At 61.4% G+C, this 13208-nt stretch carries 10 protein-coding genes; 2 read left to right on the plus strand and 8 right to left on the minus strand.

The genetic code is table 11. The features are described 5' to 3' along the window. Nucleotides 1-10: 10 nt before the first annotated feature. The 5 genes from WA943_RS01545 to WA943_RS01565 all read right to left on the minus strand — a co-directional run bounded on the left by WA943_RS01545 (nt 11) and on the right by WA943_RS01565 (nt 8096). A complete protein-coding gene (locus tag WA943_RS01545) occupies nt 11-1177 on the minus strand; it encodes an acyl-CoA dehydrogenase family protein (RefSeq protein WP_424468012.1) in 1167 nt (388 codons plus the stop codon). A gap of 147 nt (nt 1178-1324) precedes the next feature. After that, the gene (locus WA943_RS01550) at nt 1325-2362 is read right to left on the minus strand and encodes a TauD/TfdA family dioxygenase (RefSeq protein WP_424468014.1); all 1038 of its coding nucleotides are present in this window, start codon (nt 2360-2362) and stop codon (nt 1325-1327) included. 22 nt (nt 2363-2384) lie between these two features. After that, on the minus strand, nt 2385-4109 hold the full coding sequence (locus WA943_RS01555) for an N-acyl-D-amino-acid deacylase family protein (protein ID WP_424468016.1): 1725 nt from the start codon (nt 4107-4109) through the stop codon (nt 2385-2387). A 111-nt stretch (nt 4110-4220) separates the two neighbouring features. After that, nucleotides 4221-4673, minus strand: a complete 453-nt coding sequence (locus tag WA943_RS01560; protein WP_424468018.1) for a MarR family winged helix-turn-helix transcriptional regulator — start codon at nt 4671-4673, stop codon at nt 4221-4223. 138 nt (nt 4674-4811) lie between these two features. Continuing rightward, nucleotides 4812-8096, minus strand: coding sequence for a carboxyl transferase domain-containing protein (locus WA943_RS01565; RefSeq protein WP_424468020.1), 3285 nt, complete (start codon nt 8094-8096; stop codon nt 4812-4814). Nucleotides 8097-8200: 104 nt separating this feature from the next. On the opposite strand from WA943_RS01565, the gene WA943_RS01570 reads away from it, so the two are divergent. Further along, nucleotides 8201-9415: a TIGR03862 family flavoprotein gene (locus WA943_RS01570; RefSeq protein WP_424468148.1), complete on the plus strand. Its 1215-nt coding sequence runs from the start codon at nt 8201-8203 to the stop codon at nt 9413-9415. A gap of 37 nt (nt 9416-9452) precedes the next feature. Continuing rightward, a complete protein-coding gene (locus WA943_RS01575) occupies nt 9453-10136 on the plus strand; it encodes a lysoplasmalogenase (RefSeq protein WP_424468022.1) in 684 nt (227 codons plus the stop codon). Nucleotides 10137-10149: 13 nt separating this feature from the next. Here WA943_RS01575 and WA943_RS01580 read toward each other — a convergent pair whose 3' ends face one another. The 3 genes from WA943_RS01580 to WA943_RS01590 are packed head-to-tail and all read right to left on the minus strand — an operon-like array spanning nt 10150 to nt 13160. After that, nucleotides 10150-11229: a DUF2855 family protein gene (locus tag WA943_RS01580; protein WP_424468024.1), complete on the minus strand. Its 1080-nt coding sequence runs from the start codon at nt 11227-11229 to the stop codon at nt 10150-10152. 15 nt (nt 11230-11244) lie between these two features. Further along, complete coding sequence (locus WA943_RS01585) at nt 11245-12030, minus strand: hypothetical protein (RefSeq protein ID WP_424468026.1); 786 nt, start codon at nt 12028-12030, stop codon at nt 11245-11247. Nucleotides 12031-12056: 26 nt separating this feature from the next. Then, nucleotides 12057-13160 (minus strand): branched-chain amino acid ABC transporter substrate-binding protein, encoded by a 1104-nt coding sequence (locus WA943_RS01590; RefSeq protein ID WP_424468028.1) that lies wholly within the window; start codon nt 13158-13160, stop codon nt 12057-12059. Nucleotides 13161-13208: the final 48 nt, after the last annotated feature.

The raw sequence follows: 13208 nt of genomic DNA on the forward strand, positions 1-13208 counted from the left end.
TGTCTCTCCCTCAACGCTTCAAGCCAAGCAACTCGCGCGCGATGACCCAGCGATGCACTTCCGACGGGCCGTCATAGATGCGCATGTTGCGAACCTGGCTCGCCATCAGATGCAACGGCATTTCCTTGGTCATGCCCATCGCGCCGAAAACCTGCATCGCGTGATCGACAATCTCCCAGGCCATTTCAGTGCCCATGACCTTGATCATCGAAACATCGGTGCGCACGTCGCGGCCCTGATCGAGTTTCCACGCCGTCTCATAGGCCATCAACCGGCAAGCCTTGATGCGCATGGCGGCATCCGCCACCCACCACTGGATCGCCTGACGTGCCGCGAGCGGCTGGCCGAAGGTGGAGCGCTGCGGCGCATATTCGCAAATCATCTCAAGGGCGCGCTGCGAGATGCCGATGCACCACGACGCCATCTCAAGCCGCCGCGTGGAGAGGCGTATCTGCATCGGCGCAAAGCCCTGCCCCTCCTTGCCGAGGAGCTTGGAGGCCGGCAACCGGCAATCCTCAAACACCACCTCATAGGTAAAAGCGCCGCCGATCATCGGAATGCGGCGCAGCACCTTGAAGCCCGGCGTGTCGCGATCCACAAGAAAAGCGGAGATGCCGCCACGCGCGCCCTTCTCCTTATCCGTTACCGCCATGACAATGGTGAAGTCGGCTTCCGCCGCGCGGCTCGTCCATATCTTGCGACCGTTCAGCACCCAGCCGTTACCCTCGCGCACTGCCCGTGTCGTCATCGACGCCGGGTCCGCGCCCGCGCCCGGCTCGGAAATGCCGATGGCCGAAATCGTTTCGCCGCGCGCGTAGGGCGCGAGATATTGCTCGCGCTGCTCGTCATTCACCGTCGCCATCAGCATGCGCAGATTCGGACTGTCCGGCGGCAACACGTAAGGCGTGATGGTGCGGCCAAGCTCTTCATTGACGCCGATCATGGCAACCGTCGGCAAGTCTGAACCGCCGACATCTTCCGGCGCATCGAGGCCCCAGAGCCCAAGCTCCTTCGTCACCTTGTCGATATGGACTTTTTCTTCCGCCGAAAGATGCGCACCCTCGCCCGCTGCGTCACGCGCGAGAACCTTCGATTCCAGAGGCATCAACTCGTCGCGCACGAAACGGGCGACGAGGTCCTTCAGCATCCTGTGCTCTTCGCTCAGGTCGAAATCCATGATGCCCTCCCCGGCTTTTTATGAGTGTCGCGCCAATCATGCCCGGTGTCATCCCGGGACTTGTTCCCGGGATCCATGGCGCATCGGCAACGAGTGAAGGAAGATGGGTCCCGGGAACAAGTCCCGGGATGACAGTATCATTTCCAATCAGACCGCCTGCCCCACCGCCGCAATCCGGCTGACAGACTTGTTCTTCGCCCAATGGCCTTGCGCGCCATTGGCGAAATGCTCCGGGCGGTTCTTGAGATAACGCGTCGCAAGCCAGAGGCGCTTCAGATGACGCTTGTAGCCGTTCGCCACATCGTCCTCGTAAGGCATGCGCCCATGCAGCACGTGATAATTGTTGATGAACTGCATCGCGCCAGGCTGCAGGTCCATATAGACGTTGAACTGCGGATCGCGCGCCATTGAGGCAATGGTGTCCAATGCCTCAACGGCTATGGCGGAAAGGCGCGGTGCCGCCGCGTGGCGCTGCGAAGCCTTGATATATTGCGGAATGAAACGGACGAAGATGCGGCCGTCATGTTCCGTGAAGCAGGGCCGCGAATAAAATTCCGCCCCGCCTTTCGGCTGCTCGCCGCGATAATCCCAGGGCAGCGGCTCGTAAAGCGCCGCAATGAGATCGGGGCGCCTCTCCACCAGCTCATTATAGATCGCGACGACATTGGCAACGCAGGATAGCCCGCCGGACTTCGCCTTGCGCAGACACATGAGCCCGACGAGATCGGAACCATCCGTGTGATAGTCGAGGCCGACAAGACCGATCTCATTGCCGCGTATGGTCGGATCGTCGAGCGCTTTTCCCTGATCGGTGACGTCACCCATCATGTGGCCATATTTATTCTGTGGCCAGGGATCGCCGAGATGCATGCCGATGCCCCAATAGAGCATCGTCAGATCGTCGTCGGAGTAACGCGTCGCATCGAGCGCGCTGATCTGCACAAAGCCGCGCCCGTCGATCAGCTCGCGCTCCACATCGGCAAGTTTTTCGACAAGCCCGTCGAGCGGAAAAGCCTCGCGGCCAATATCGAGAAGTTCCTCCGACACGCCCTTTGCAACCGTCAGCGCGTGATCGAGTTCGCGATGATCGCTCTCGCTGAGCGTCACCGTCCATTGCGTCGGATCGGCGACGCTGGACGAACGCCAGTCGACATGAGTTTCAAGTTTCTTCGGTGTGAACGACATGATCTCTCCCTCCCCGGAAATATCAGTTTACGGGCGCTGCTTGCGGCCCTCTCACCAGACGGCCCGGCAGCGCCGCCGTCGCCTCGCCATGGCGATAGACGATCTCGCCGGAAACAATGGTCGCCTCATAGCCGCGCGCCCGCTGCAACAAGCGCTTGCCGCCCGCAGGCAGATCGAAGGCCATGGCAGGCGCGTCGATCGACAGATTGTCGAAATCGATGACGTTGATGTCTGCCTTCATGCCGGGCGCGATGACGCCACGATCCATGAGGCCGACAGCGCGCGCCGTATCCGCCGTTTGCTTTTTCACCAGACGCGCAAGATCGAAACGCCCATGCGCCCGGTCGCGACCCCAATGGGAGAGCAGATAGGTACTGAAGCTCGCGTCGGAAATCAGGCCGACATGCGCGCCGCCATCACCAAGACCCATGACCGTGTTCGGGTCGTCCATCATCTCGCCGCAGGCATCGAGATTATATTCGGCATAGTTCGAGAAAGGCGCAAAGAGGAAGGCGCGGCCTTCATCGCCCACAAGCATCTCGCAAGCGAGATCGGCTGCATCGCGACCTTGCGCCTCAGCCATCGCGGCAATGGAGCGCTCGCGCGGCGGCTCATAATCCGGCGTCTTGCCAAGCGCGAAGATGCGCGTGAAATCCATGAGACGCTTGGCAAGCGCTGGATTGCCCGGCGCTTCGCCAAGAAGACGCGCACGGAACGCAGGATCGCGAAATGCCGCAACTTTTTCAGCAAGGCTCTTCCCCGCAATCGCCTTGAAGGAGGGATGCGTCGAGAAAGGATTGAGGCTCGACTGAAGCCCATAAAGCGTACCGATGGGACGCGGCGCAACCTGCGCACGAATCGGCAGTCCGTCACGCGCCGCTTCGCCGATGCAACCGAGAAGTTTCCGCCAGCCTTGCGGATCGCGATGGCTTTGCCCGAGCGACAGCGAAAGCGGACGACCGGAAATTTCGATGAGGCGGCGGATCATCGCAAATTCGGTCGCCTGATCGGGCGTGTCAAAATCGGAGATCATTTCAAAGACGCCCGTGCCCGCGTCGCGCATGCCAAGCGCGATGCCGGTGAGTTCGGCTTCGGTGGCGCGCAAGCTCGGCGTCGGATCGCCCTTGACGGTGCGGTGGTTCAAGGTGCGCGAGGTGGAAAAGCCGATGGCGCCCGCACGCATGGCTTCTTCGGTCAGCACGCGCATCTCGGCAATGTCGTCATCGCTCGCCGCTTCAAGCTTCGCGCCGCGCTCGCCCATGACGAAAACGCGCAGCGCGCCATGAGGAAGCTGCGCGCAAATGTCGATGTCGAAACGGCGCGCGGCCAGCGCATCGAGATATTCGGGGAAGCTCTCCCAGTTCCACTTCAGCCCCTCATGCAGCGCCGCGCCGGGAATATCCTCGACGCCTTCCATGAGTTCGATGAGACGGTCGTGATCGGCAGGGCGTACCGGCGCAAAGCCGACGCCGCAATTGCCCATGACCGCCGTGGTCACGCCATGCCAGCTCGACGGCGCGAGGCGCTCGTCCCAGGTGGCCTGCCCGTCATAATGCGTATGGATGTCGACAAAGCCCGGCGTCACAAGACGGCCCCTGGCGTCGATCTCTTCACGGCCCGATCCTGCGACCGTGCCGACAGCGACGATTTTGCCACCGGCAATCGCAACATCGGCTTCGCGAAGCGCCGCGCCCGTCCCATCGGCAATCATGCCGCCCCGAATGACGAGGTCATATCGATGGGTCATGGCGCTTCCTCCACGTATTTAGTTAGGTTAGGCTAACTATATGGACAGGAAGGAGGCGGCGTCAAGTTACGAGCAGATACCGCACCTTTTTGAAACCGGGGCCAAATCTCCTCACCCGATAAACTGGCTCTCGATATCCTTCACCCGCTCTTCCGTCGTGCTGTGAAGGCTCAGATACGCAGCAGGCAGCGCCGTCAGAAGCTCGGCAAGCTCAGCCGGAGCCACAATGGCCGATATGCGGTCGGCAAGCGTCTCCTCCAGCGCATCGATGCGCGCCCGGCCTGCGGGCGTGAGCGCGACGGAGACAGCGCGCCCATCCGCCGGATCGGCCTCGTCGACAATCCAACCCTTGTCGCGCAAGGCGTTCAGCATGGCCGAAATGGTCGGCTTCTTCACCGCACCCGCCGCCGCAATCGCGCCCGCCCTCTGCGCACCGCCCTTCAGATAAAGCAGCGTGCGATATTGAGCGATGCTGATATCGGCGTCGCGCGTCGCGCGTTCGAACTCGCGATAGAACACGATGATCGCGCGGACGCTGAGATGACGCTTGTCGGATTTGGTCATGGGCAAATAGCGATCTCGATTGGGCTCAATTCATATTCATTGTCATCCCGGGCTTGTCCCGGGGTCCAGTAGCCGCAAATACCGAGCAAGCCGCCCTCGACCCCGGCATAAAGCCGGGGTGACAATCTCGAATGAATCCTACCACGTATCGACAAACGACCGCCGCTTGCCCTCAACCGCGACGGGCTTTGGCACCGAGGCAAGGCCGCGCTTGATCCAGCGGCGCGTTTCCAGCGGGTCGATGACCTGATCGATCTCAAGCACAGAGGCCATGTTGATCGCCTTGCCATGTTCATAGGAGCGCGCGACCATCTTGTCGAAAAACGCCTTCTGCTCGACGGGGTCCGTCAGCGCTTCCATTTCCTTGCGATAACCAAGACGCACAGCCCCTTCGAGCCCCATGCCGCCGAACTCGCCCGTCGGCCATGAGACGATGAAGAACGGCGCATGGAAACTTCCGCCCGCCATGCCCTGCGCGCCAAGGCCATAGCCCTTGCGCAGAACAACCGTGAACATCGGCACGCTGAGGCTGCCCGCCGTCACGAACATGCGACTGACGCGGCGAACCAGCGCCGTCTTTTCCGCATCCGGCCCCACCATGAAACCCGGCGTGTCGCATAGCGACAGGATCGGCAACCCGAACGCATCGCAAAGCTGCATGAAACGCGACGCCTTGTCCGCGCCGTCGCCGTCGATGGCACCGGCAAGATGCGTCGGATTGTTGGCGATGAGGCCCATGGGGCGGCCTTCAACGCGCACAAGCGCCGTCACCATGCCATGTGCAAAATCGCGCCGCAGCTCCAGCACCGAGCCCTTGTCGCAAAGCGCATCGATCACCGCACGAATGTCATAAATGCGAAGCCGGTTTTCAGGAATGAGATGACGGAGAATGCGCTGGTCCGCACATTCCCAATCAGCGAGCGGTCCCTGGAAATAGGCCAGATATTTCTTCGCCGCCGCAACCGCTTCCGCCTCGTCTTCCACCAGCACGTCGATGACGCCATTGGGCGCCTGCACGCTGACGGGGCCGACTTCATCCGGCGTGAAGACGCCAAGCCCGCCACCCTCGATCATCGCCGGGCCGCCCATGCCGATATTGGAATTCTTCGTCGCGATGATGACGTCGGAGCAACCGAGCAGCGCCGCATTGCCCGCAAAGCAGCGACCCGAATTGATGCCGATGCGCGGCACGAAGCCAGATAGCTGCGCATAGGCAAGAAAGCTCGGCGTGTCGAGACCGGCAACGCCTTGCCCATCCGTATCGCCCGGACGCCCGCCGCCACCTTCAGTGAAAAAGACGATAGGCGTCTTCCACTGTTGAGCGAGATGGAACATCCGGTCTTTCTTCTTGTGGTTCATCGACCCTTGCGTGCCCGCAAAGACGGTGTAGTCGTAAGCCAGCACAAGACAGCGCGATTTTTCCTCGTCGAAATGCGCGCCATTGACCGCACCGAAACCGGCAAGCATGCCATCGGCCGGGCTCATCTTGATCAGTTCCTCCATCGAGCGACGACGACGCTGCGCGGCAAGCTGCATGGAGCCATATTCGATGAAGCTGCCTTCGTCGCAGAGATCGGCGACATTCTCGCGCGCCGTGCGCTGATTGGTCTTGCGACGACGCGCGACTGCATCAGGGCGGCCTTCATCGAGCCCGGTCAGAATGCGCGCCCGCACTTCGGCGAGATCGGGACGAATGCGATCGAGATCGAGAATCTCTTCCACCTCGGCCTTTTGCGCGCCGACATCCTTTGCCTCGATGAAGACAAGCGGCTGGCCTTCGAAGAGAACTTCGCCCGGCACAGCAGCGACGAGGCGCACAATGCCGCTCTGATCGGCCTTGACGAGATGCTCCATCTTCATCGCTTCAAGCACGGCGATCTGCTGGCCGCGATGAACCGTATCGCCCTCCGCAACGTCGATATTGACGACCTTGCCTTGCATCGGCGCACCGACCGGCTCGCTGTTCTCCGGCCCCTTCACATGCGCCTGCGTGGCCACGATGCCCTCGCCCGTGCTGGCGAAAAAACGCTGCGCGCCATCGGCAGGCGGCGCGACAAGCTCGCCCGCATGCGTCTCTATGAAACGCGTCGTGATGTCGTTGGCCGCAAATGCCTTATGCGCAAGCAGGCTGCGCTGGAATGAAATATTCGTCGCAACACCTTCGATCCGAAACTCGCTCAGAGCGCGGGCGGCGCGGCGCACCGCATCGGCGTAATCGGTCGAGCGCGAATGAACGATCAGCTTTGCAAGCAGCGAGTCGAAGCTCGGGCTTGTGCGATAGCCCGCATAGCCGAATGTATCGACGCGAATGCCGGGGCCTGACGGCGCTTCGAAAACAGAGAGGACGCCGCCCGCGGGCTTTGCATTGCCTTCCGCATCCATGGTTTCCATGTTGATGCGAAGCTGGATCGCATAGCCGCGCGGCGCGGGAATTTCGGCTTGCGTCAGCCCGAGCTTCTTCAGGCTCGCACCGCCCGCGATCTTCAATTGCGTCTGCACAAGATCGACGCCGGTCACTTCTTCCGTGACGGTATGCTCGACCTGAAGACGCGGATTGGCTTCGATGAAGGCGAAGGTTTCCATGTCGGCGGCATCGACCAGAAACTCGAAAGTCCCGAGATTGTCATAACCGGCAGCCTTGGCGAGCGTGACAGCGGCGGCATAAAGCCTCTCGCGCAAGGATGCGCTGAGGCTCGGGCTCGGCGCGATCTCGACCAGCTTCTGATTGCGGCGCTGCATCGAACATTCGCGCTCATAAAGATGCGAAATCTCGCCCGTCGCATCGCCGACGATCTGCACCTCAATGTGCCGTGCTTTCTCGATCAGCTTTTCGACATAAACATCGCTGCTGCCAAACGCCGCCTTCGCTTCCGACTGGCAGCGCGCATAAGCCTCGTCGATTTCAGAGGCCGCGCGCACGGGCCGCATGCCGCGACCGCCGCCACCGGCGACCGCCTTGATCATCATCGAACCATTCGCCTCGAAGAAAGCCCGCGCGGCCTCGAGGCTCGTCGGCCCCGTCGTGCCGGGAAGCAGCGGAACGCCGACGCTGAGCGCCAGCGTCTTCGCCTTGATCTTGTCGCCGAAAAGCTCAAGCGCCTCGATATTCGGCCCGACGAAAACAAGACCGGCCTCCTTGCAGGCACGGGCGAAATCGGCGTTCTCGCTCAGAAACCCATAACCGGGATGTACCGCGTCGCATTTCGCCTCGCGCGCCGCTGCCACGATCTGCGCAATGTCGAGATAGGCCGCAGCCCCATGACCCTTCAGCGCATGCGCATCGTCGGTTGCGCGCGTATGCAGCGACAGCGCGTCATCTTCGGAAAAGACGGAGGTGGTCTTCAAACCAAGCTCAGCGGCGGCGCGCGCGATGCGGATGGCGATTTCGCCCCTATTGGCGATCAGCAAATGAGTGATAGTCATGAGCTCCCCGGTACTTCTCGATACATAATTTTTGCGTGTCTTAACGTAACGTACAACACGCTACACGCTAGCCTTATTGGCAGGAACGGAAACAGACTTTGGCAATTTCGGCAAAAACCGTAGCGATTATCGGCGGCGGCCCCGCAGGGCTCATGGCCGCCGAGGCGCTATTGGCGGCAGGCGCGCAAGTGCATCTCTTCGACGCCATGCGCTCGCTCGGCCGCAAATTCCTGATGGCAGGCAAAAGCGGCCTGAACATCACTCACTCGGAAAACTTTGAAACGCTTCTGACGCGCTTTGGCAATGATCGCCCGCAACTTGAGGCCGCGCTGCGCGCCTTCACACCGGGCCAGATCACCGATTGGGCAAAGGATCTGGGCGTCGAAACCTTCACCGGCTCCTCGGGCCGCATCTTCCCGACCGACTTCAAGGCAGCGCCCCTGCTGCGCGCCTGGCTGAAGCGCCTGCGCGCGGCGGGCCTCACCATCCATGTGCGCCACCACTGGAAAGGCTGGGCTGACGACGGCGCGCTCATCTTCGACACGCCCGCAGGCGAAGTCCGCTTCACGAGCGACGCGACCGTGCTGACGCTTGGCGGCGCAAGCTGGCCACAGCTCGGCTCGGATGGAGGTTGGGCGCCCTGGCTTGCGGCACGCGGCATCGCCGTGAACCCGCTCCGTCCGGCAAATTGCGGCTTCAATGTCGAATGGAGCGCCTATGTGAAGGAGCGCTTCGCAGGCGCGCCCGTCAAATCCGTCGCGCTGACATTTAATGGTGAAACCCATCGCGGCGAATTCGTCATCTCCGAACACGGCATCGAAGGCAGCGTCGTCTATACCCATTCAGCGGCACTGCGCGACGCGATAGAGCGCGACGGCACCGCAACCCTCACTCTCGACCTCGCGCCCGACCGCAGCGAAGAACGCCTCGCCCGTGAATTGTCGCGCCCGCGCGGCAAGACCTCCATGGCAAACCATTTGCGCAAGGTGGCAGGCATCGACGGCGTAAAGGCCGCACTGCTGCGCGAATGCCTTGCCCCCGACGCCTTCAACGATCCCGCGCGCCTTGCCGCCGGCATCAAGGCGCTTCCGCTGAAAATCATCAGTCCACGCCCCATCACCGAAGCCATTTCAAGCGCTGGCGGCGTCTCCTTCGACGCGCTGGACGAGCACTTCATGGCAAAGGCGCAGCCCGGCCTGTTCTGCGCCGGTGAAATGCTCGACTGGGAAGCACCGACCGGCGGCTATCTCCTCACAGCCTGTTTTGCCACCGGTCGCTCGGCAGGCGCGGGCGCAAGCATCTGGCTCGCATCGCGCTGAGCGGTTATCATCGGAAAAATTGCGACGGGGGAAGACGATGCTGAACGCTGCGCTCACATTTGGCGACGAGCTGGATACGATCAGATGGGCGCTTGCGGCACTTTCAGCCATTGCATCGCTTGGCTATCTAGCCGTGGTCGCGACACCTGCCGGGCCACTTCGCACCAGCCTGAAAACCATCTCGATCGCCGCACTCGCGCCGCTGCCGCTGCTGAGCCTTGGCCATGAGAATGCGCCCACATTCGCGCTTGTCTGCCTCACCGCCGCACTGGCGCTGGGAAGCACCGGCGACTATTTCCTCGCACTGAAAGGCGACACGAAAAACTTTCAGCGCGGGCTGATCGCTTTCCTCATCGGACATTTTTTCTATCTGGCCGTCATGCTGCCGCGCGTGAGCGAGCCGGATGGCGCGCAGATCGCCGGCATGGTGGCGCTCATCGCTCTGTCCATCGGCACACTGCTCTGGCTGAAGCCAAAGCTCGGCAGCTACCTGCCGCCTGTCGTCGCCTATATGGGCGTGATCACCCTGATGGCGCTCGCCGCCTTCGCGCTCCCTGCCCCGCTTGCCGGGCTCGGCGCATTGCTCTTTGTGTTTTCCGACGCCGTCATCGCCGTCGACAAGTTCCGCCAGCCGGTGCCATTCCGGGGGCCGATCATCTGGGTGACGTATTACGCGGGTCAGGTGCTGATCGCGGCGAGCTTGCTGGCGATGCTGGGCTAGTTGCAGCGGGCCTTCACAGAGAAAGGATATGCCCCTCGTCGGGCTTCACCTTGCCGTCGAGCATGTCGAGATAAACGCTCTCGACGCTCTTTGCGCCGCTGCCTTTGACGACACGCATCCACTTGGCGACGGAGCCCAGAAAAGCCTTCCAGCTTTCCGCGAAACGCTTTTCGATGCCGCCCGGACCCCAGTCTTTCGTCCGCTTGGCAATCTGCGTCGGCGCGAAAAAGAAAACCGGCTTCGGCCCCGGCAGCGCCTTGCCGACGCCGCGCGCTTCCCAATGCGTGCCGCCGACGACGCAGCTATAGGTCATCGCATCGCGGAAATGATTGTGCAGGTCGGCGATCACCTTCGCATTGCCCGCCATATCGACAAAGACGACCGGCAGATCGGAAGGCAGCGACGCAATATCGTCATAGGCGACGACACGATCGTAATAGCCCGTGCTTTCGAGAAAGGGGATATTACTTCGCGAGGTGAGGCCGACCACTTCCACATCGCGGTTCTGCGACAGGAGATAGGCGACGCCAAGCGCCGTCTTGCTCGACGCGCTTGAAAGCACCACAGCCTTCGCGCCGAAGAAATCATTATCGGCCAGCAGATCGTCGATGAAGAATGCGGTCATGAAAAGCGGACGCAGAAGCGCCTGCTGATCTTCATAAGCCGCGACATAACCCGGATCGCCCGCGACGCGATTATACTGGTTATAGACCAGCGCAAGCTCCGCACGATGCGCGGACGCATCGATGAAACCGGCAGGCTTCACATGGGCAGGCGCCACCACGACATGGCTCGACATGGGCAGATAGCCAAACACGCGCTCGCCCACCGCAATCTCGTCATGCTTTGACGCGACCACATCGGCAAAGCCCCAGACCGGCACCTTCCCCCAGCCTTCCGGCGCCGGAAAAAAATCCCAATACTTCATCGCATCGCCAAAGGCGGCGTAGGTGACGTTGTTCGATGTGAAGGCGAACTTGTCGACCTTCAGCAGAACCTCTCCCTGCCTGATCGCAGGTACCGGCGTGTTGAGAAGCTTGTGCTGGCGCAGATTGTTGCGCCCGACAATGAAATCAGCGGCTGTATCCGGCATGGTGCATCCCGCGCGTCAGAACTGGCCTTTTTCGACTTTGAAGATGTCGGGCTGACGAACATCCTTGATGTAGGAGAGGCGGAGTGCAACGAGTTTTTTAGGCGCGGTCGCCGTCTCCGCTGTCGCGGCCGCATCGTCTTTCGCCTTGCCTTTACCCTTGGCGGCGGGTTTTGCAGGCTCGCCGGACTTCGCCTCTTCGGCAGGCTTCAGCAATGCTTCCTGAAACACGAGATTGACGAGATGGCCTTGCGTGTCGAGGCCCGAGAAGACAAGCAGCGCCCCGTTCGGCAGCTTCACGCCACTCTTAATGCTGTCCGGCACGAAAGCCTGCTTGGCAAAATATTGCTTGAGAACCGTCGCAGTGATGCCAAGCGTGGAAGCCGTGACATTCGGCGTGAGCTGAGAGCCCCAGATAATATTGACCTGAATCAGCGTCTTCGACTTGTGGCCGAGAATATAGACGACCTCGGCATCGCCGCTTTCGGGCAGCACATCCTTGACCCGGACGGCCAGAAGCCTCGTCTTCTCGACCGGGCTCGTGCCCGTCTTGACGGCATCGCCGCTGAGCCCGAAATCCTTGGCAATGGCCGCACGCACGCCATCCTCATCCGCACCGAATTGCGCGGAGCGAAAGCCCGTCACGATATAGGGCTCCTGCACTGCGCTCACTGCAGGAGCCTCAACCGCGCCAGACGCAGCGAACCTCCAGATAAGAAAACCGACGACAAGCACGCCAAGAAGGCCGACGCCGCCCAGCACGAGATTGCGGCGCGATAGTTCAGGCAGACGAAGTTTTGACATGAAGAAGTTCTGCCCCCCGGCAGTTATTATTTGGCGTAAGCATACTTGCCGTTTTTCCAGGCGTAGAAAACATAGCCCGGCGCATCCATATCGCCCTTGGCGTCAAAGCCGACCTTGCCGAGCACCGTGTCGAAGTGGCCTGACTTGAGCGCCTCTGCAACCTTGGTGCTGTCCGTCGTGCCTGCCTTCTCCGCCGCCTGCGCCCAGGCCTGGATCGCAGCATAAGTGTAGAGCGTATAGGCTTCCGGCTCGTACTTGTCTGCGCGAAACTGCTCCACAAGCGTGGCATTTGCCGGATCGAGACGCGGATCGGGACCGAACGTCATCAGCGTACCCTCGCCCGCAGCACCCGTGATCGACCAATATTCATCGGTCACGAGAGAGTCGCCGCCGATCAGAATGGTGGAGAGGCCCTGCTCGCGCATCTGGCGAACAATGAGGCCGCCTTCCGTCTTGTAGCCGCCGAAATAAAGCACTTCGGCCTTGGCCTGCTTCAGCTTGGAAATCAGCGGGCTGTAATCCTTCTCGCCTGCCGTGATCGATTCATGCAGCACTTCCTGCGTGCCGGCGGCGTTCAGCGCCTTGGCAAATTCGCTGGCGAGCCCCTGACCATAGGTCGACTTGTCGTCGACCACGGCAATGCGCTTGCCCGCAAAATGCGTCGTCACATAAGCAGCCGCCGTCGGCCCCTGCGCATCGTCGCGACCGCAGACGCGGAAGACATTCTTCAAGCCGCGTTCGGTGAACTGGGGATTGGTCGACGCAGGCGTGATCTGGATGATGTTCGATTCCGCATAGACGTCCGACGCCGGAATGGAAGAGCCGGAGCAGTAATGCCCCGCCACCATGACCGCACCCTTGGACGCCATGTCGTTGGCGACGCTCACCGCCTGCTTGGGGTCGCAGGCATCGTCGCCGATGACGAGTTCAAGCTGCTTGCCGAGCACGCCGCCGCGAGCGTTGATATCGGCCACAGCCTTTTGCGCGCCATGAATGAACTGCTCGCCGAAAACCGCCTCGCTGCCCGTCACGGGCCCGGCAACGCCGATGACCGTTGTGTTCTTATCCTTGCCGCAGGCGAAAAGACCAACCGACAAGGCGGCGATAGCGACCAAAGCCAAGCGTTTCATAAGTGTCCCCTGAACAATCCCCGAAATTATGCGGCCAGACTAAACACA

Source organism: Parvibaculum sp. (assembly GCF_049651025.1).
In the GTDB taxonomy this organism is placed as follows: domain Bacteria; phylum Pseudomonadota; class Alphaproteobacteria; order Parvibaculales; family Parvibaculaceae; genus Parvibaculum.

What these genes read in the sequence shown, in the direction of transcription:
- WA943_RS01565 (WP_424468020.1), bottom strand. Translation starts at nt 8,096, where the DNA reads ATGACTATCACTCATTTGCTGATCGCCAATAGGGGCGAAATCGCCATC.
- WA943_RS01545 (WP_424468012.1), bottom strand. Translation starts at nt 1,177, where the DNA reads ATGGATTTCGACCTGAGCGAAGAGCACAGGATGCTGAAGGACCTCGTC.
- WA943_RS01580 (WP_424468024.1), bottom strand. Translation starts at nt 11,229, where the DNA reads ATGCCGGATACAGCCGCTGATTTCATTGTCGGGCGCAACAATCTGCGC.
- WA943_RS01560 (WP_424468018.1), bottom strand. Translation starts at nt 4,673, where the DNA reads ATGACCAAATCCGACAAGCGTCATCTCAGCGTCCGCGCGATCATCGTG.
- WA943_RS01550 (WP_424468014.1), bottom strand. Translation starts at nt 2,362, where the DNA reads ATGTCGTTCACACCGAAGAAACTTGAAACTCATGTCGACTGGCGTTCG.
- WA943_RS01575 (WP_424468022.1), top strand. Translation starts at nt 9,453, where the DNA reads ATGCTGAACGCTGCGCTCACATTTGGCGACGAGCTGGATACGATCAGA.
- WA943_RS01585 (WP_424468026.1), bottom strand. Translation starts at nt 12,030, where the DNA reads ATGTCAAAACTTCGTCTGCCTGAACTATCGCGCCGCAATCTCGTGCTG.
- WA943_RS01590 (WP_424468028.1), bottom strand. Translation starts at nt 13,160, where the DNA reads ATGAAACGCTTGGCTTTGGTCGCTATCGCCGCCTTGTCGGTTGGTCTT.
- WA943_RS01555 (WP_424468016.1), bottom strand. Translation starts at nt 4,109, where the DNA reads ATGACCCATCGATATGACCTCGTCATTCGGGGCGGCATGATTGCCGAT.